This is a genomic window from Mesorhizobium sp. W050 (assembly GCF_054719535.1).
In genome coordinates this window covers 1,808,034-1,826,426 of record NZ_JBTTIH010000001.1, presented here as the reverse complement: position 1 = coordinate 1,826,426, position 18,393 = coordinate 1,808,034, and the positions used below count along the sequence as shown (strand labels likewise).

The window sequence follows — 18,393 nt, the reverse complement described above, 5'->3', positions numbered from 1 at the left end:
ACTCCTTCGTTTTCGTGGTCAGCGCGCGATGGCGGCCGACGCCTTTTTGAGAATGTCGATATAGCCTTCCGCTTGCCATGCCGAGCGGCCGATGAACAGCCCATCGATATGCGGCTGGCCGATCAGTTCGGCCGCGTTGCCGGGATTGACGCTGCCGCCGTAGAGCACAAGCGGGGCGGTCGGCAACCGGGTTGCTGCGACCTGCTTGATCAGCGCCTGCTGCTTGTCGGCATAGTCGGCGCTGGCCGGAATGCCTTTCTCGCCGATCGCCCACACCGGTTCATAGGCAAAGAGTATCTCTGCCGACAACTCATTGTTTGCGAGACCCTGCAGCGCGCCCAAAACCTGCGCGGTCAGGATTTCGTCGGCGCGGCCGCCCTCGCGCTCGGCCAGCGTCTCGCCGACACAAATCAAGGGTACGAAGCCGTGCTTGACTGCCGCTGCGGTTTTCAGTCCCACGATCTTGTCCGTCTCGCCAAAATGCTCACGGCGCTCGCTATGGCCGAGTTCGATCAGGTCGAGCCCACAATCCCTCAGCATCACCGGCGAAATCTCGCCCGTCCAGGCGCCGGCATCGGCCCAATGCATGTTCTGGGCGCCGACCTTGACGCGGGTGTTGGCGAGCGCCGCCTTGACCTGCCGCACCGCGGTGAAGGGGGGAATGACGAAAGGCTGTATCGCCGGATCGAAGCCCGGCACGAACGCCGCCAATCCCTCGGCGAACTGCAGCGCCTCCGCCAGCGTCTTGTTCATCTTCCAGCTCGTGCCGACCCAATATGGGGCCATTCTTCTCTCCTTCGATCCGAAATTCGAATGATGCGTGTTTCCGGGTCTGCGCCGGCCTTCGGGCCGGCGGTTTGCCTCAAGCGCGAGGCTTGAGACTTTCGCGGCCGCTGTCGATGTAAGGCGCCCAGAAATCCACCGACTCACGGATCATTGCAATAACCTGATGATCGACCGGTTCCCTCTCCCGGAAGGAAAGTTCAAGGCAGATTTCATTGTCGGTTCCGCCACCCGCCCGCACGGCGTCGAGCAGCTTCTGCGGGATGATGCGGCCATCCTTGTTGTAGGCGGCGGTGAACGGCCAGTGCCCGCCCTTGTTCATCGACGATTGCTTGATGTGGATGATCGGCGATTGCAACGGGAACGCTTTCGCCCAGGCATAGGGATCAGTGTCGTCAGGATTGGGCGAGGTCACGTCGCCATGGTCGATGTCGACCATCATCTGCATCGGGATCGGCAGCTTGGCCGCATCGATGGCGCCCTGCAATTCGACGCAGCTTTCGATCGTGTGGCCAAACTCGCGGCCGACCGACATCGGTTCCCAGAAAAGGTAGGTCAGGCCCGCCGCCTTGGCGTGCTCGGCCACTTCGCGCCAGCATTCGAGCGCGATGTCGAGAAGCGCCGCGCACCGCTGCGGATCGTCAAAATCCTTGTAGGTGAATATGGCGAACTGCGTGCCCATGCCCGACGCGCCGAGTTCGGCGGAGATGTCGGCGAAGGTCTTGAACCAATCGACATAATAGCGGCGCACATCCGCGTCCGGATGGCCGAAATGATTGAGCCGGCCATAGGGACCGGTCATACCCGAAGTGATCCGCACGCCGGTCCGCGCCAGGGCGCTGTTGAACAGGCGAACGAACTTGGCGATCGTTGCCGCCGGCCAGCCCGGATTGACGAATTCATGCGTCAGCTGCACGTCGCGGATGCCGATGCCATAGGCAATGGCGTCGATCAGATCGTCGGGATCGGCGAAGCGATTGACCAGCGGGTTGGTGTTCAGCGAAAGCGTGAAGGTCATCAGTTCACCGCCGCCATTGTCTTTGTGCACCAGTCTTCGAATGTTTTCCGCTCGGCCGCATTGATATGCAGCCCGTGTTTGGTCCGGCGCTCGAGAACGTCGGCGGCGGTCATCGCCCATTCGGTCTCGAACAGGAAGACAGCTTCGAGCTCGTAGAAATCCGGGCCGAAACGACGGCCGAGATCCGCTTCGTCTTTGACCCCTTTCAGCAAAGCGCGTGTGCGCGTGCCGTAGCTTCGAGCATAGTGCTTCACCAGCGACGGGCTAAGCCACGAAAACTCGGCGTGCAGATCACCCAGGAACTGCTCGAAATCCGCGTTGGGCAGGTCGCCTCCCGGCAGGGGAATTTTGGCCGTCCAGGCCTTCTTCATGGTCGGAAAGAAGGGCTGTATTTTTTCGAGCGCATGTTCGGACAGTTTGCGGAAGGTGGTGATCTTGCCGCCGAACACAGAAAGCAGCGGCGCGCCACCGTTCGGGGCGTCGAGTTCGAAGATGTAGTCGCGCGTCACCGCGCTCGGGTTGTCGGCATTGTCGTCATAGAGCGGACGCACGCCCGAGAAACTGTAGACCACGTCTTGCGCGGTCAGCTGCCGCTTGAAGTAGCGATTGACCACCTTGATCAGATAATTGATCTCGCTTGCCTCGGCGGCCACTTCTTCGGGCCGACCTTCATAAGGAATGTCGGTGGTGCCGATCAGCGCCAGATCGTTCTCATACGGGTTGACGAAGATCACCCGCTTGTCGTTGTTCTGGATGAGATAGGCCTGCCGTCCCTCCCAGAATTTCGGCACGACGATATGGCTTCCTTTCACCAAGCGAACGTTGCGGGTGGAATTCTGTCCAGCGACGCGGCTGACGATGTCATTCACCCATGGCCCGGCCGCGTTGACCAACCCGCGTGCGCGGGCCCTCGTCACAGCACCCGTGCGGCCATCCTGCATGTCGATCGACCACAGGCCGCCTTCGCGCCTGGCGGCAATACAGGCCGTGCGCGTGAAGACTTTTGCGCCACGCTGACTGGCGTCGAGCGCATTGAGCAACACCAGCCGTGCATCATCGACCCAGCAGTCCGAATATTCGAAGCCTCGTTTGAATTCATCCTTGATCGGCGCTCCTTCCGGCGCGGTTCTCAAATTCAGCGTCCTCGTTCCCGGCAGGCGCTTGCGGCCGCCAAGATGGTCGTAGAGAAACAGCCCGAGCCGGACCAGCCATGCCGGCCTGTCTTCGGGGCTGTGCGGCAGCACGAAGCGCATCGGCCAGATGATGTGCGGCGCCGCCTCAAGCAGCACCTCGCGCTCGATCAGCGCCTCGCGCACCAGCCGGAACTCGTAGTACTCGAGATAGCGCAGGCCCCCATGCACCAGCTTGCCGGAACGCGAGCTGGTGCCTTGCGCCAGATCGTCCTTCTCGCACAGGATGACCGACAGCCCGCGACCCGCGGCATCGCGCGCTATACCGGCGCCGTTGACGCCACCGCCGATCACGAAGAGATCGACAATATCCGTTGTATCGCTCAAGACTTAGCTCCTGTGCGGTGCGCCATCGATTTCCACACCGGATGCAGCGCCTGACGCGCCGCGACAAAGGACGGAAACAGCGCATCGTAGGTTTGCGAAAGCGCCTCGTCATAGGCGTCGCATTCGCCCAGCAGCGGCGTCACCCACTCGGCGCAGCAAACATCCATCGAGCGATAGACGCCAAGCCCGACCGCGGCCATCATCGCCGCACCCGCGGCGCCGGCTTCCTGGCGGCTGCTGGTCCTGACTTGCGCGCGGGTCGCCGCAGCGATGATACGGCGCAGCGACGGGCTGCGCGCGGCGCCGCCAGACAGGCGGATTTCGCTGGGCATGCTGCCCATTGCCTGGTAGCAATCGCGGGCCGCGAAGGCCAATCCTTCGAGAACTGCGCGCGCCAGATCGCCAAAACCGTGCTTGACGGAAAGCCCGATGAAGCCGGCGCGCGCGTCTGGATCGACGAACGGTCCGCGTTCGCCGGCAAGCGAGATGTAGGGCTGATAGACCAGCGACCCCGGTTCCGATCCTTCGACCCAGACATCGAGCGCTTTCAGCAATTCGTCGCGCGAAGGCTTGGCGCCGCTGGCGGTCAGCACGTCGCGCGCCAGGCCAAGCAGCCAGTCGATGTTGAGCGTCGCCGCCATGTTGGATTGCAGTTGCGCATACGCGCCAGGAACCGGCATGGCGATCGTGTAGCCTGATGCATCGTCGTTGAGAACGACGTCGTCGGCAGTGCGCGCCAGGCGTGTGTGGATGCCGGTCGAGCCGATTACCGTGCAGCCGACATTGCCGCTTGGATCATAGAGGCCGGCGCCAAGCGCGGTGCTGACCATGTCGACATAGCCCAGCACCACCGGCGTGCCCTCAAGCAGGCCGGTCTCATTTGCTGCCGACGCAGAAAGCGGATGATGGTCGGTCGTGCCTTCGAGCATTGGCGGCAGCAGCCGGCGGTGCGACGTCAGATCGAGAATGTCGAGCACCTCGTCGGAATAGCTGCGCGAGCGGAAATCGCCGAAGGTGAATGTTCCCTCCGAAGGATCGGTGGCGAGCTCGCCGGTCATCTTGAAATAGAGCCAATCCTTGCAGTGAAAGGCATTGGCGGCGCGCTCCAGGATTTCCGGGCTGTTTTTCTTCAGCCAGCTGAGCTGAGCGCCCTGCTGGCAGGCGTTGAGCCCGGTGCCGGTGATCGCGAACCGCGTGCGATCCCGGGGATCGCCGCGCATCTCGTCCACCAGATGTCCGGCGCGCGCATCGAGCCAGAGCCAGGCGCGCCCGACCGGCATGCCGTCGCCATCGATCAGCCAGGTGCCGTCGCCCTGCCCGGTGACCGCGACGGCCGCGGTTCGCCGCGCGAGGTCTGGAATTTTCGTCGCCAGATCGAGAACGGTCAGCACCATGTCGCGCCAGGTCTGATTAAGGTCCTGCTCGGCGCCGCCGCCTTCCAGCGTGACGAAGCTGTTGGTCACCGACGCCATGGCAAGCTGCCGCCCCGACAGATCGAAAGCGACCGATTTGATCACGGACGTTCCCGCGTCGATCCCGATCAGCAGGTCTTTCATGCCGCACGTTCCGGATGGTTATGAAGGCAATTCACAAGGAGCAGTCTTTATTGTCTGGAGCCGTGGAAGAGCCAGGGAGTGTCCGCAAAGGACACCCCCTGAGCACGTTTTATTCCGACAGCACGAAGGGTGCGGTGTACTTGTCCACATTGTCCTTGGTGATGAGCAGGCAATCGAACAGCTGCTTCTCGCTGGTGGCGCCAGTAGCGCCCGACTTGATGAACGAGTCGGCCTGCTGCACAGCCTTGGCCGAGAAGATGGCCACCGGCTGAAGCACGGTGTACTGCAGTTCGCCGGACTTGATGGCCGCAACCGCATCCGGGGAACCGTCAAAGCCGCCGACCTTGATGCCGGCGAGCTTGCCAGCTTCCTTCAGCGCCGCAACCGCGCCAAGCGCCATTTCATCGTTGCCGCTAATCACGGCGATGATGTCGGGATTGGCTTGCAGCATGCTCTGCATCTTGTCGTGTCCCTGGGTACGATCCCAGTTGGCGACCTGCGAAGCGGCCTTTTCGAGATCCGGATACTGGCTCAGCACGGTCGCGTAGCCGTTCGAGCGCGTGGCCGCGTTGTTGTCCGACGGGGCGCCGAGCAGTTCGACATACTTGCCCTTTTCACCGACCGCCTGCACCCACTGCTGGGCACCGAGAGCCGCACCCTGGGCGTTGTTGGAGACGAGCTGGCCCTTGGCAAGACCTTCCTGGTTGATCTCGGCATTGACGAGGAAAACCGGGATGTTGGCGGCAATCGCCTTCTTCACCGCGCCGACCGAACCATCGGCATTGGCCGGGTCGAGGATGATCGCCACCGACTTGTTGGTGATGGCGGTGTCGATCAGATTGCTTTCGGTATTGGTGTCGCCCTTGTGGGCGGCGACGTTGGCTGTATAGCCAAGCTTTTCGGCTTCGGCCTTGGCGACGTTGCCTTCGGTCAGCCAGTAGGGGTTGGCCGGATCGTTGACGATGATCGAGATCAGGCCTGCGGCCGATGCGGCTGCGCTAAACCCGACCACCATCGCGGCGGCAAGCAAACTTCTAAGCACGATTTTCATGTACATTCCTCCAATGATTTTACGCGGTCTTGCTGCCAGTCAGCTGGCAGTCTTCCCTTGGGCAGGATTGGCCGGTTCGGCCTTCCCCCGTTTCTGAGAAGTCGGTTGGCCGCCCGTCGAAGCTGGAAGCTTGCTACGGCGGCGATACTGAACGGCATTGAGGAGCACGGCGAGCACGATGACGGCGCCGGTGAACACTGTCTGCCAGTAGGATGAGATGCCGATGATCACCAGACCATCGGACAGGAAGCCGATGACGAAGGCTCCGAGCAAGGTGCCGCGAATGTTGCCGCGCCCGCCGGTGAGTGCGGCGCCGCCGATGACCACGGCGGCAATGGCCGTCAGTTCGTAGGTGGTGCCGGCGGTCGGCCCGGCCGAGGTCAGCTGCGAGGACAGGATCAGGCCGGCAATGGCGGCGCAGATGCCCGACAGCACATAGACCGAAATCTGCACGGTCTTGACCGGAACGCCGGAGAGTTCGGCGGCGCGCTCATTGCCGCCCGAGGCGTAGAGCCAGCGTCCAAAGGCGGTGCGGTTCAGGACGATGCTGCCGATCAGCGCGATGACCGCCAGCACCACCACGCCGGTCGGCACGCCGAACAGGCGGTTGAAGCCGAGAGCATCGAAACCGGTGTTGCCCAACTCCGGCTTGCCGCCGAGATTGTTGTAGGTCAGGCCGCTGGTCATCAGCAGTGCCAGGCCGCGCGCCATGTACATGACGCCGAGCGTGGCGACGAAGGCCGGAACCTTGAACCGCGCGATCAGCACGCCGTTGATAAGCCCGACGGCCGCACCCAGCATACAGGCCAGCACCGCGACCACCCAGACCGGCGGGTAGAGAACGACGCCAACCCAGGTCAGCGTCACGCCCTGCATCAGAAACCCGGCGACGACGCCGGCAAGCCCGAGCGTCGACCCCACCGACAGATCGATGCCGCCATTGAGGATGACGAGCAGCATGCCGACGGCGAGAATCCCGAAGATGGCGACATGCGAGGCCATGGTCAGGAAATTCGCCACCGAAAGGTAATAGGGCGACAGGATCGAGAAGACGACGATGATGACGATCAGGGCAAAGAAGGCCCGGCCTTCGAGCAGCAGCTTGGCCACGTCGAAGCCCTCGCCGCCCGCATTGGGGCTGGACTGTTTGCTGGCCTGGCTGACATCGCTCATGATCGGGGCTCCGGAATCTACGATCAGGCGACCACGGCTTCGCCGGAGGCGGCCATGATCTGCTCTTTGGTGGCGTTGGCGCCGAATTCGGCGGAAATCTTGCCGCGCCGCATGACGACTATGCGGTGGGCGATGCTGAGGCACTCATTGACCTCCGAGGTCGAGAAGACGACCGCCAGGCCTTGCGCGGCACGCTCGCTGAGCAAGCGAAAGACTTCGGCCTTCGCGCCGACGTCGATGCCGCGGCTCGGCTCGTCGAGAAGGATGACCTTGGGATTCGTCGTCAGCATCTTGCCTATGACGACCTTCTGCTGGTTGCCGCCCGACAGCGATCCGATCATGGCGTTTCCGCCCGCGGTCTTGATGGTCACCTTGCGGATCGAATCGTCGATCAGTGCGCGCTCCCTCTGCCGGGAGAGGAAGAGCCCCTTGGCGAATGCCTCGATGCTGGCAAGCGACAGGTTGCGGCCGACGGTCATGGTCTGAACCAGGCCATCGCGCTGGCGATCCTCGGGGACCAGAACCAGACCTCGGGCGATGCGCTGGGCAATGGTCAGTCCCGAAACGTCCTCACCCTCCAGCAGCGCCCGCCCGCCCGCCATGGGCACACGGCCGGCGACGGCCTCCAGCAATTCCGTGCGGCCCGCGCCCATCAGCCCATAGATGCAGACGATCTCGCCCGCTTTGACATCCAGCGACAGATGATCGACGACGTAGCCTGAACCCGAAGCGTCGGTGACGCTGACATCCTCGATCGACAGCGCCACCGCGCCGAACTCGTGGCCGGTCGGCGGCGAGCCGAGATCGAAATTCTCGCCCACCATGTTGCGGACGATCCATTCGAGGTCGATGTCCTTGGCCTCGGCCGTCGCCGTGATCGCCCCGTCACGCAGCACGACGGCGTAGTCGGTGATCTGCAGCGCCTCTTCGAGGTGATGCGAGATGTAGACGATGGAGACGCCGCGGCTGGTCAGGTCGCGGATCACCTTGAACAGCACTTCGACCTCCGTGGCGCTCAGCGCGGAGGTCGGCTCGTCCATGATCAGGATGCGGGAATCGACCGACAGCGCGCGTGCGATCTCGACGATCTGCTGCTGCCCCAGGCGCAGGTCCTCGACCAGGGTCATCGGATCGATGTCTTCTTCGAGGTCGGCCATCAGCGCCCGCGCCTGGCGCGCCTCCTCGGCGAAGTCGAGGCCGGTTCTGGTGCGCAGTTCGCGGCCCATGAAGATGTTGTCGCGAACGCTCAGGTTCGGCGCCAGGCTGAGCTCCTGGTGGATGATCGAAATGCCGCGATCGCGCGCGTCCGAAGACGAGGCAAAGCTGACGAGATTGCCGTCGAGCACGATGTCGCCGGATGTCGGCGTCACCACGCCGGACAGGATCTTCATCAGCGTCGATTTGCCGGCGCCATTCTCTCCGAACAGGGTGGTGACCTTGCCGCGATGGATGTCGAAGTTGACGCCCTTGAGCGCGTGGACGCCGCCATACGACATGACGACATTGCGCGCCGAAAGCACGGCATCGCCAGTCGCGGGTTCTATGCCGGCAGTCATTGTCATTTGACGTCCAGCCTCACCGGTGTGACCAGCCAGCTCTTCGGATTGACCAGCTTGAAGACGCCGACCACCGCTATTGTCTTGCCGGTCAAGGCGCTGGTATCGACTTTCGCCAGCACCTCCTTCTTCATCTCGTTGTTCAGCGCCGAGCCGGCGTCCTGATACTCGATCTGGTTGGTGAACTGACCAAAGGTGATCTTGCCGGTGGCGTCGCGAAGCTCGGTTCCGTTGATCGCCGGCCCAGTCTGCACGCGGACCGTCAAAGTGTCGGGCAAACCGTCGACGGCGACCTTGTAGATGCCCGATTTTCCCTCGCCGACGACGCCGGTGAACTTGACCGAAATGACCGGTCCGACACCCGCCGGCACGCCATATTCCTTTTCGGCCGTCGCCCTGTCCTTGGCGATCGCCGTCGCCACCGTCGCGGCGTCGGCGGCACGCGCTTCGACATCGGCTTGCACCTTGGGGAATTCAGATTTGCCGTAGTCGGCTGCCGAAAACACGGCGTTGCGAACATCGCCGGCAGAGCCGATCTTGATCACCTTGGTGTCGAGCGCCATGGCGCCGAGCAGAACCAGAGCCGCGGCGCCGGCAAGCACCCGGCGCAGGCCGGGCGAAGCTTGCCGGGCGGTGGCTTTCGCGCTCATGATGCAACCACCAGCGGTGCGGATTGTGCGTTGTCACGCATTCGAAGTTCCTCCGTTCACGCGGCGCTTCGCGGCCCCGGCTGCATCGTCGAGCTCGACCAGGGCGCGGGCCGTGCATTCGTCGGTGATCAGGCCGCTGAGATAACGGCTTTCGAGTACTGCCTTGATGGCGCGCACCTTCACCTTGCCGCCGGCAACGGCAACGATCCTGCGGCCCTTCAACTGATCGCGCGGAAGCGCCAGTATTCTTTCCGACAGGGCCGTTTCGACCGGACGCCCCTTGTCGTCGAAGAAATGCGCCAGCAATTCACCAACGCCGCCGTCACGCTTGACCTCGTCGATTTCGGAAGGCTCGATCATGCCGGTGGCGACCAGAGACGCCTCCCGCTCGGCCGTGCCTATTCCGACGAACATCAGGTCGGACCGGCTGGCGAGAGCGAACACATCGCTGATGCCGCGCTGGCCAAGCAGCACTTCGCGGTCCTCGGCGGTATTGGCGACAAAAGGCACCGGCATGACGAAAGCCTGCGCGCCGGTCCGCTCTGCCAGGCGATGCATGACGTCGTGCGGGTTGGCGGCGAATTTGCGCGTCACGCCGCCAAGCAGCGAGACGAAACGGATGTGAGCAGCAGTTGCGCGCGTCAGATATTCGACGCTGGCGGCAAGCGTGCGGCCATGGCCGACGCCGATCAGCATGTCTTCGCCGCGATCGATTTCGCGCTTCAGGAACTGGGCGCCGGCAATGCCCAGCCCCTTGAGCGGCAGTTCGTCCTGATCGAGATCGGGAACCACCTCGCAATAGTGGAGCCCATAGGCGGCGATCAGGCGCTGTTCCAGGTCGACGCATTCGGCGACGTCGCCGTCGATGAAGACCCTGACCAGACCTTCCTGGTTGGCCTTGGTGATCAGCCTATGCGCCTTGAGACTGGTCAGGCCAAGCCGCTTGGCCACCTGGGCCTGGGTCAGACCACCGGCATAGTGCAGCCAGGCCGCGCGCGTGGCGAGACTGGACTCATGGCCGCGGTTCGCGGATCCGCCGGAATTCAAGCCATTCCCTCCCCAGGGTGATAATATTATCTTTGTGTGCAAAAATTTTCATACCTTTGTATCGCTGTCAATCCCTCCGCAGATGGTAGCCTCCAGCCGACGTTCGGCAGCCAACGCGCCTATTAGAAGGTAAATAATATGACCATATGGCAGCGTTATATTAACGTCAATTTGTGTTATCCATCCCGGTGGTGGCACCCGTAGGCGCGGGCAAAATCCTGGGTTTAAGATGGGAAGTTTGGAGCAACACGGCCCAACGAGGGCAAACCGATGGGTTGCCTCAGGAAAGCTATCGGCGTCAGCGATCAAGCGATCAGTCCAGCCGCATCAGGTTCCTGCCCTCGAGCTCGACAACAGCGGCTTCGACCTCCCGCGCGAGGCGCTCGGTGCTCCACCCCAACACCCGCCCGGCGATCGCGGCAATCTCCGTCAGGTCGCGGCTCGTCAACGAGCCGCCTATCGCCAACGTGCTGCGGCGCATGACGACATCGGCCAGATGTTCGACGAATTCGTTGCGCACGATGTAGTCGATTTCCGCCTTGCCGTAGCCGTCCGAGTCCGGCAGACGACCCTCATCATTCGACCCGTGCCTGGCGATCTCAACGGCTCTGGTCCCATAGCGCGACAGCAATTGGTCGAGGCGCCCTTCCCCGGCGCCTGCTGCCTGCTGTGCCTCAGCCAGCCAGTTCGCGCGCGCCGCGGCGTTGGCCGGAAAATCCCGGCCACCCCCGATCGGCATCGATCGTGTCGACACCTTGCGGCTGCGCTGCAAGCGCTTGAGTACGGTATCAGTGACTTCCTCGGCAAAGCCGCGGAACGTCGTCCATTTGCCGCCGACCAGCGAAATGACTGCAAAGGGCCTGTTGCCGTCCGGCTCGGCGACCGGCGCCGAATGATCGCGGCTGATCAGTCCGGGCGTCGCTGCTTCAGACGTCGGCAGCGGCCGGATGCCGCTATAGGCGTAGACGATCTGGTCGCGCTCGAACGCCATGCCCGGCAGCAGCGTTCGCACGCTGTCGAGCAGATAGTCGGCTTCTTCGGGTTCGCAGCGGACCGCGTCCGGATTGTCGGCCTTGATGTCGGTCGAGCCGACCAGCGCCAGGCCGAGATAGTCGTAGACCAGGCAGATGCGGCCGTCATCGGCCTCGAAATAGAGCATGCGCCCGGCGAGGCTTTTGACCAGTTCGTCATGCCTTAACAGGATATGCGAGCCCTTGGTGCCGCCGATCATCTTCGATGGAGCACCAAGCAGCGCGTTGACGTCGTCGATCCACGGACCGGCGGCGTTCACCACCAGCTTCGGCCGCACCGAAAAGGCCGCGCCGTTTTCCGGCTGGAAGGTGAGCACGCCATTGGCTGAAGCCGCCAGTGTCGTGTAGTTGGCACCGGCAGACGCCGCGTGAGCCTGCAAGCCGTCGAGGATCAGTTCCAGCACCAGCCTTTCCGGGTGACTTATCTTGGCGTCGTAGTAGGTGCCGGTGGCGACGATCGCCGGATTGAGCGCCGGCATCTCAACAAGCGCCTGCCGCCGCCCGACCATGCGGTGGCGCGGCATGACCTGGTTTCGTGAACCGTAGAAATCGTAGATCATCAAGCCGATCTTGATCAGTATGGCGCCGCGGCTGCGCGGCGCGCTGGTCGAGCCGAACAGCGTTCGCAACGCCGCGAGCATGCCCTTGCTCCACGAGAAGATCGGGATGACGGTCGGCAGCGGGCTGACATAGTGCGGCGCGTTTTGAAGAAGCAGATTGCGTTCGAGCGTCGACTGCGCCACCAGCCCGAACTCGCCGGTCTCGAGATATTTCAAGCCGCCGTGGATGAGCCTCGACGGCGCGGCACTGGTGCCCGAGCCGAAATCCGCCTTTTCGACGATCAGGCAGCTGACACCTTGCGCGCACAGATCGCGAAACAGCCCAGCCCCGTTGATGCCGGCGCCAAGAATGACGACGTCGACTTCGCCGGTCCCGGCCATCGCGGCGAGACGCCCTGCGGGATTGTCCGCCCCGGCTCCATCTGCTGGGTTCATGGCGCCTTCGTCTTGACGATGCGCAACTTCACCCCCGCCCGTTCGAGGCTCTGCGCCTGCGCATCGCCCAGGCCCTCGGTCACCAGCACGGCGTCGAAACTGGTCAGATCGTCGAAGACATGCAGCGCGATCCGGTCGAATTTTGCGTGGTCGACCAAAAGGATGCGCTTCACGGAGGCGGTCATCATCGCCTGCTTGACCCGCACGACATTCGGATCCTGGATGAAAGCAGTGGTTCCGGTGACGGCCGAAGCCGAACAGATCAGCACATTGGCGCGCAACTGCGCCACGGCGTTCTCGCAGACAATGCCGATATAGGCGTTGTAAGTGGGATGATACTGGCCGCCGAGGCAGATGAAATCGATATCGTCCACATTGATCAATTGGCCCGCCGTCGAGACGCTGTTGGAAATGACGGTCAGCGGCTTGACGTCGAGCAGCAGCGTCGCGACCGCGTTTGCCGTCGATGAATCGTCCAGCATCACCACCTGGCCGGCCTCGATATAATCCAGTGCCGCCCGCGCCAGTGCATCCTTCTCGGCTCGATTGACGGTCACCCGGTAGCGGAAAGCGCTCTCGTAGAGGCCGGAAGGCTGGACCGTCACCGCACCGTGCAGCTTGCGCAGCACGCCCTGCTGCGCCAGCCGGTCGATATGCCGGTGGATGGTCATGCGCGACACGCCGAAATGCTCGACCAGATCATCGATGCGCACCTGGCCGAGCTTGATCACATAATCGGCGATCTCTTCGCGTCGTTCGTCGGCCTTGATCATGCGTTTACCCCCGCCAGCCTTTCGATATCAGGCCAATGCGACTTCAGCTGCTCGGCTATGCGGCAGTAGAGCGAAAACCGCTCATTGAACACAGCACTGGAAGCGGGCACGGTTTGGTACGTCCGCTCCGTCATGCCGACCTGCCTGGCGCCCTCTTGCGGCGTCTTGAACAAGCCGACCGCAGCACCTGCGCAAAGCGCGGCACCGAGGGCCGCGGTCTCATCCGTCGAGGTGACGGTGACCGGGGCGTTCAGCACGTCGGCAAACATCTGGACGAAAGCAGGATTGCGCGAACCGCCGCCGGTCAGGCGGATCTCGCTGACGGCAAAGCCGTCGCGCAAAGCCTCGACATGGGTGCGGTGATTGAAGGCGATGCCTTCCAGAACCGCCTTCAGCATGTCGCCGCGATTGTGCCAGCCATGCAGGCCGACAAAGCTGCCGCTGGCCAAATCGCCATAGGGAGAGCCGAACAGATAGGGATGAAACAGGATGGTCGAAGGCTTCTTCAACGCCGCGTCGATCTCTCCCGCCAGCAATTCGTGGAGCGAGCCGCCATCCGCGTTTGTCCTGTCTTGCTCCAAGCGACAGAAAGTGTCGAGAAACCAGTCGTAGTTCGCGGTCGAGGCCGGCGAGATCGACATGTTGTTCCAACGCCCCGCATCGATGGCGTTGCGGCAGAACCAACGTCGGTCGACGCGCGGTTGCGAAGAGACGACTTCGTTGATGGAATACGTGCCGGCGACGATGGCGAGCACGCCGTCTTCATGGCCGCCCATGCCAAGCGCCGAGGCGGCCACGTCGTGCAGGCCGCAGGCGACCGGTGTTCCCCTGCGAAGGCCGGTCCTTTCGGCGGCATCGGCTGTGACTTGACCGGCGATGTCAGCGGAATGCGCCACCGGCGGCAGCGCGTTGAACAGATCCTCCAACCCGAAGATGCGCAGCGCTTCAGGCGCATAGGCTTGCGTGCGAAAATCCGTGAATGAAGTGCTGGCCTCCGTGCGGTCGGTCCCGATCGTGCCGGTCAGGCAAAAGCGCAGCCAGTCCTTGCAGGCCAGCACATGGCCGATGCGGCCATAGCGATCAGGATCGTTCTGCTTAAGCCACGCCAGCAGCGCCGACGGCGCCGAAACATGCGGCGTCTGGCCTGTCGTCGCCAGTGCATCGGTGAAAACGGTACCGGCGGACCACCTTTCGACAATGTCGCCGGCGCGGCTGTCGAGCGACAGGATGCCTGGTCCCAAAGGCTGACGATCATGATCGAGCAGATAGAGACCATCGCCATGCGCGGTCGCCGCCACCGCCTTGATGTCTTCCGCCGGCCTGCCGGAGAGCGCGATCGCCTCCTTGATGGCGTCGGCTGTTGCTTGCCACAGGCCTGACATGTCGCGCTCCACCCAGCGCGCGTGGGGCATCGATTGCGGCACCCGGCGACGGGCCACGGACAATTGCGCGCCGTCGGCATCGAAGATGACCGCCTTGGTGACCGTGAGGCCGTTATCGATTCCGAGCAGGCTGGGCATGATCACCGCCTCTTTCAGCAACTGGCGATTGCTACAGGGCGATCCTGCAGTCTGATGCAAGGGCGAAACACATGGCGACAACCCCGATTGAGCAAGGGGGACAAACGGCAAAAGCACCTCGCCGCAACAAAGAACTCATATCTTTATGTGAATTTAACGTCAACATACGCGACAAAAAGGCTTCGGCGCCAGGGAGCCACGGATGGATCTCGCGGTTGCCAGGCGACGCGTAATCAGCTGCTAAGGCCGTCACGGATGGCGCTGAAATAGCGGTCGGTTCCAACCTGCCCGCCCTTGAGTGCCACCTCCAGCCCATCGATCGCCTTGACGCGCGAGTGAGCGACGCAAAGCGGCGAGCCCGGCGACGCCGGCAACGGCATCCGCACGGTCAGCGCATCGACACCCATCTGGCCGAGCGCGTGGCTCGACGTATCGCCGCCGGCAACGACCACGCGCTGCAACTTCTGCTCGATGGTCAGCGCGCGAAGCAGTTCGCCGAGGCCCCGCCCGAGCTTGTGGCGGGCGCCTTCCTGGCGGTCGATTTCGCCCCCCCTGTCGGCCGTGGGTCCAAGGGCCGTGTAGAGAACGACGCTGCGTCCGCCTTCCAGGCTGGCGCGACCGGCTGCTGCTGCGCGTGCGATCGCATCTCCGGAAGCTTCGGAGACCAGTTCGACGGGATCGACCTCGATGCCGTCGAAGCCGTCAGTCAAAGCGTGACGGATCTGTCGTTCGGTCGTCGACGAACAACTGCCCGAGACGACCGCGATCCGGTCGGCGGCACCCGGCGGCGAAAATTCTGGTTCAGCTCTGACTGTCCCGTTCGACACCCATTCGGCCAGCAGCGCATATTCGATCCCCGACGAGCCGACGACGAACGAACCGCCCGGCTTGCGGGCGCGCCATATCTCCTTGCCGGCAAGCGCCTGCGTCTCGAGGCTGTCGACATCGACAAGTACGATGTCGGTGCCCTTTGCGATCAAGCGGTCGAAGGCTTCCGAGCGCGACGCCGACTGCAACGTCGCGAGATCGACCAGCCCCGACGTGAGCTCCGTCTGCCGCGACAGATGGATCAGCAGGTCGGATTCATCCATCGGCGTCGTCGGGTGGCGGCTCATCACCGGATGGCGGTCGATGCGGAAATACTTTTCACGATAGGCCGCGAATAGATGACCGAAGGCAGTGTAACGCTTGAGTTGCGGCGCCCCGACCAGCAGCGGCACGCTGTCCTGCGCGAAGACCGAGCGGCCGATCTCGATCGCCCGGCCGATGCTGCCGATCGCCGGGCTGGAATCGAAGGTCGAGCAGACCTTGTAGTGACAGATCGCGGCATTCAGCGTCTTCAGCCAAGCGAAGGCATCGCTCAGATGCGTGTCCATCCATTGTGGCGTCTCGCTGCGGCTGGTGCCGGCCAATCCAATGGCGCGGCAGTGGCTGAACTGCGCAAGCATGGCCGCGTCCGGCTGGCTCATAAATAGCACGGTCGGCACGCCGCCGAGTTCGAGCGCTTCCATGACGTCGGTCGAGCCGGTGAGGTCGTCGCCATAATAGCTGAGAAGCAGGTCTTGCATTGCTTCAGGCCGCTTTGCCGTCGCCGAACTTTTCGATCGACCGCGCCAGTTCGGGATGGCTCAAGGCGAATTCCGCCAGCGGAATGCCGTCGACCGCCGCCTGCCAGGCTTGCTGCACGGCACGCACCCCGGCGCCCGGTCCATCCGGATGGCTGACGATGCCGCCGCCGCACAGATAGAGCAGATCGACCGTGCGGCCGGTCCGTTCATAGGTCTCGGGCGCTTGCCCGCCCCATTGGCCGGAGCCCGCCACAGGCAAGGCGCAATCCTCAGGCGCAAAAATCGGCGTCGTCACCGCCCTGAAGGACTCGACGAAAGACGCGTCCGGCTCCCAGTATTTCGATTGGATGCCGTTGATCTGGAACTGGTCGACGCCGAGCAGCCGCCAGAACTGTTGCCAGACCTTGAAGTCCATGCCGAGGCCGGGATGGCGAGTAAGAATGTCCCAGCCGTTGCGATGGGCATGCAGCACCAGGCTGGAGCGTTTTCTAAGAAACGCCATGCCACCGAAGCCTATCGAATTGATGTTGACCACCGCGCAATTGCCGCCCGCCTTGGCCACCAGATCGTGGTTGCGCATCATCTCGTCCGGGTCGGCATGCGAGATGCCGAAGGCATACATCACCTTCTTGCCGGTCCTCTGCTCGTGGTCGAGGATCAGCGGCATGATTGCCTTCACCCGCTCCGCCAGCGGCGAATAGGCCGGGCTCATCAGCTTCTCGTCGTCCTTGATGAAATCGACGCCGGCGGCGATCAGCTCCCCCACCATTGCGGCGGTCTCGTGTGGCCGAAGCCCCAGCGCCGGCTTGACGATGGTGCCGATAATCGGTCGGTCCGTGACACCTGTCAGCCTGCGGCTGCCGGCGACGCCGAATTGCGGCCCTGGATGCGCGCCGCGGAATTGCTCCGGCAGCTTCATGTCGACAACGCGAATGCCGGACAGGCCCTTGATCGAATAGGCGCCGCCGATGGCAATGGTCATCAGAGCCGACAGGTCGTGGCCGATGGCATCGAATGGAAAGGCGATGTCGACATCCGCGCGCTTGAACGGCCCGTTACCGGCCTCGGGAATGGAGGGGCGAAGTGCGTCCGGCAGGTGCCGGATGGCCAGGACGCGCGCGGCCACCCGGGCCTTTAGTTCCTCGGTTTCGCCGGGCAGCGCGACGAAGGTTCCAGTCGACTGGTCGCTGGCGATCTTGGTCGCCAGCGCCTCGATGCTACCTGACGTTTCGATGCGGTAGGTGAGCGTGATCATGGTTCGTTGTCTGAGGCCGCGGAGGTTCGAAATGAGTTCCTTGATCGTCAGAATCTGGTATAATGAGTACATAAGCTTTGCAAGCAATATCCTGTCTTGCGGCTATGGCCGATCGGGGCGACGGCCATTCCGGGAATGGCTGTGGCAATGCTAGATAGAGACAGGTCAAGGGAGTGATTCGCGACGATGAACCGTTCGGAGCCGATCATCCGGCGCAAACTTTCCGACGAAGTGTTTTTGCGGCTGAAGCGCCTGATCACCAGCGGAGAATTGACGCCGGGCGACGACATGCCGTCGGAGCGCGAGTTGATGGAGCGCTTCGAGGTCGGCCGTCCCGCGATCCGCGAGGCGATGCAGGCGCTGAGCAATATGGGCCTCGTCGCGATCTCGCATGGGGAACGCGCCAAGGTGCTGCAGCTGACCGCCAAGTCGATCATCAAGCAGGTCGATGGCGCAGCCAAGATCATCCTGTCGTCGTCGAAGGACACGTTGGAACACCTGAAAACGGCGCGCATCTTCTTCGAGCGCGGTATGGTCAGGGAAGCCGCCGAAAACGCCACTGCCGAGGACGTTGAGCAACTGCGGGCCACAATTGCCGAACAGCGTGGCTTTCGCGGCGATTCCGAGGCTTTCATTTCAGCCGACATGAAGTTTCACACCCAGATCGCGGCCATTTCAGGCAACCCGATCTATATCGCCGTCAGCGAGGCGATGCTCGGTTGGCTGAAGGAATATCATACCGAAATGCTGATCTGGACCGGCAAGGAACAGTTCACGCTGACCGAGCATGAAGAGATCATCGGCCGCATCGAGAAGAAGGATGCCGACGGCGCCGAGAAGGCGATGATCAAGCATCTCGAGCGCTCGCGCGCGCTCTATGTGATGAATACCGAAAAATAG

15 protein-coding genes are annotated in these 18,393 nt (G+C 63.0%); 1 reads left to right on the top strand and 14 read right to left on the bottom strand.

The window, feature by feature from the left end; genetic code table 11:
* Positions 1-18: 18 nt before the first annotated feature.
* The 14 genes from ACYG9Y_RS08685 to oiaX all read right to left on the bottom strand — a co-directional run bounded on the left by ACYG9Y_RS08685 (position 19) and on the right by oiaX (position 17,493).
* Positions 19-786 carry a triose-phosphate isomerase gene (locus ACYG9Y_RS08685; RefSeq protein WP_023739036.1) on the bottom strand — a complete coding sequence of 256 codons (768 nt, stop codon included), beginning with the start codon at positions 784-786 and terminating at the stop codon, positions 19-21.
* Between the two features lie 76 nt (positions 787-862).
* Positions 863-1,801, bottom strand: a complete 939-nt coding sequence (locus tag ACYG9Y_RS08680) for a sugar phosphate isomerase/epimerase family protein (RefSeq protein WP_023739037.1) — start codon at positions 1,799-1,801, stop codon at positions 863-865.
* The gene (locus ACYG9Y_RS08675) at positions 1,801-3,318 is read right to left on the bottom strand and encodes a glycerol-3-phosphate dehydrogenase (RefSeq protein WP_023739038.1); all 1,518 of its coding nucleotides are present in this window, start codon (positions 3,316-3,318) and stop codon (positions 1,801-1,803) included. Before ACYG9Y_RS08675 ends, ACYG9Y_RS08680 begins: the two co-directional genes overlap by 1 nt.
* Complete coding sequence (locus ACYG9Y_RS08670) at positions 3,315-4,874, bottom strand: FGGY-family carbohydrate kinase (RefSeq protein WP_023739039.1); 1,560 nt, start codon at positions 4,872-4,874, stop codon at positions 3,315-3,317. The genes ACYG9Y_RS08675 and ACYG9Y_RS08670 overlap by 4 nt, the downstream gene beginning before the upstream one ends.
* Before the next feature lie 109 nt (positions 4,875-4,983).
* Entirely contained in the window at positions 4,984-5,925 is a 942-nt protein-coding gene (locus ACYG9Y_RS08665) for a D-ribose ABC transporter substrate-binding protein (protein ID WP_081725422.1), read from the bottom strand.
* Between the two features lie 39 nt (positions 5,926-5,964).
* On the bottom strand, positions 5,965-7,098 hold the full coding sequence (locus ACYG9Y_RS08660) for an ABC transporter permease (RefSeq protein WP_023739040.1): 1,134 nt from the start codon (positions 7,096-7,098) through the stop codon (positions 5,965-5,967).
* A gap of 23 nt (positions 7,099-7,121) precedes the next feature.
* On the bottom strand, positions 7,122-8,660 hold the full coding sequence (locus ACYG9Y_RS08655) for a sugar ABC transporter ATP-binding protein (RefSeq protein WP_023739041.1): 1,539 nt from the start codon (positions 8,658-8,660) through the stop codon (positions 7,122-7,124).
* Complete coding sequence (locus ACYG9Y_RS08650) at positions 8,657-9,304, bottom strand: DUF2291 domain-containing protein (protein WP_023697633.1); 648 nt, start codon at positions 9,302-9,304, stop codon at positions 8,657-8,659. Before ACYG9Y_RS08650 ends, ACYG9Y_RS08655 begins: the two co-directional genes overlap by 4 nt.
* Positions 9,305-9,337: 33 nt before the next feature.
* Positions 9,338-10,351, bottom strand: a complete 1,014-nt coding sequence (locus ACYG9Y_RS08645; protein WP_023739042.1) for a sugar-binding transcriptional regulator — start codon at positions 10,349-10,351, stop codon at positions 9,338-9,340.
* A gap of 313 nt (positions 10,352-10,664) precedes the next feature.
* Positions 10,665-12,377 carry a glycerol-3-phosphate dehydrogenase/oxidase gene (locus ACYG9Y_RS08640; RefSeq protein WP_023739043.1) on the bottom strand — a complete coding sequence of 571 codons (1,713 nt, stop codon included), beginning with the start codon at positions 12,375-12,377 and terminating at the stop codon, positions 10,665-10,667.
* Positions 12,374-13,150, bottom strand: a complete 777-nt coding sequence (locus tag ACYG9Y_RS08635) for a DeoR/GlpR family DNA-binding transcription regulator (protein WP_023672603.1) — start codon at positions 13,148-13,150, stop codon at positions 12,374-12,376. The genes ACYG9Y_RS08640 and ACYG9Y_RS08635 overlap by 4 nt, the downstream gene beginning before the upstream one ends.
* Complete coding sequence (locus ACYG9Y_RS08630) at positions 13,147-14,670, bottom strand: FGGY-family carbohydrate kinase (protein WP_023739044.1); 1,524 nt, start codon at positions 14,668-14,670, stop codon at positions 13,147-13,149. The genes ACYG9Y_RS08635 and ACYG9Y_RS08630 overlap by 4 nt, the downstream gene beginning before the upstream one ends.
* A gap of 233 nt (positions 14,671-14,903) precedes the next feature.
* Complete coding sequence (locus tag ACYG9Y_RS08625) at positions 14,904-16,238, bottom strand: four-carbon acid sugar kinase family protein (RefSeq protein ID WP_023739045.1); 1,335 nt, start codon at positions 16,236-16,238, stop codon at positions 14,904-14,906.
* Positions 16,239-16,242: 4 nt separating this feature from the next.
* Positions 16,243-17,493, bottom strand: a complete 1,251-nt coding sequence (gene oiaX, locus ACYG9Y_RS08620; RefSeq protein WP_023739046.1) for a 3-oxo-isoapionate-4-phosphate decarboxylase OiaX — start codon at positions 17,491-17,493, stop codon at positions 16,243-16,245.
* A gap of 186 nt (positions 17,494-17,679) precedes the next feature.
* Between oiaX and ACYG9Y_RS08615 the strand changes: the two genes are divergently transcribed.
* A complete protein-coding gene (locus ACYG9Y_RS08615; RefSeq protein WP_023733710.1) occupies positions 17,680-18,393 on the top strand; it encodes a transcriptional regulator NanR in 714 nt (237 codons plus the stop codon).

Excerpts from the sequence above, each read along its gene's own strand:
- ACYG9Y_RS08685 (WP_023739036.1), bottom strand. The coding sequence starts at position 786 with ATGGCCCCATATTGGGTCGGCACGAGCTGGAAGATGAACAAGACGCTG.
- ACYG9Y_RS08680 (WP_023739037.1), bottom strand. The coding sequence starts at position 1,801 with ATGACCTTCACGCTTTCGCTGAACACCAACCCGCTGGTCAATCGCTTC.
- ACYG9Y_RS08670 (WP_023739039.1), bottom strand. The coding sequence starts at position 4,874 with ATGAAAGACCTGCTGATCGGGATCGACGCGGGAACGTCCGTGATCAAA.
- ACYG9Y_RS08665 (WP_081725422.1), bottom strand. The coding sequence starts at position 5,925 with ATGAAAATCGTGCTTAGAAGTTTGCTTGCCGCCGCGATGGTGGTCGGG.
- ACYG9Y_RS08660 (WP_023739040.1), bottom strand. The coding sequence starts at position 7,098 with ATGAGCGATGTCAGCCAGGCCAGCAAACAGTCCAGCCCCAATGCGGGC.
- ACYG9Y_RS08655 (WP_023739041.1), bottom strand. The coding sequence starts at position 8,660 with ATGACAATGACTGCCGGCATAGAACCCGCGACTGGCGATGCCGTGCTT.
- ACYG9Y_RS08650 (WP_023697633.1), bottom strand. The coding sequence starts at position 9,304 with ATGAGCGCGAAAGCCACCGCCCGGCAAGCTTCGCCCGGCCTGCGCCGG.
- ACYG9Y_RS08640 (WP_023739043.1), bottom strand. The coding sequence starts at position 12,377 with ATGAACCCAGCAGATGGAGCCGGGGCGGACAATCCCGCAGGGCGTCTC.
- ACYG9Y_RS08635 (WP_023672603.1), bottom strand. The coding sequence starts at position 13,150 with ATGATCAAGGCCGACGAACGACGCGAAGAGATCGCCGATTATGTGATC.
- ACYG9Y_RS08630 (WP_023739044.1), bottom strand. The coding sequence starts at position 14,670 with ATGCCCAGCCTGCTCGGAATCGATAACGGCCTCACGGTCACCAAGGCG.
- ACYG9Y_RS08625 (WP_023739045.1), bottom strand. The coding sequence starts at position 16,238 with ATGCAAGACCTGCTTCTCAGCTATTATGGCGACGACCTCACCGGCTCG.
- oiaX (WP_023739046.1), bottom strand. The coding sequence starts at position 17,493 with ATGATCACGCTCACCTACCGCATCGAAACGTCAGGTAGCATCGAGGCG.
- ACYG9Y_RS08615 (WP_023733710.1), top strand. The coding sequence starts at position 17,680 with ATGAACCGTTCGGAGCCGATCATCCGGCGCAAACTTTCCGACGAAGTG.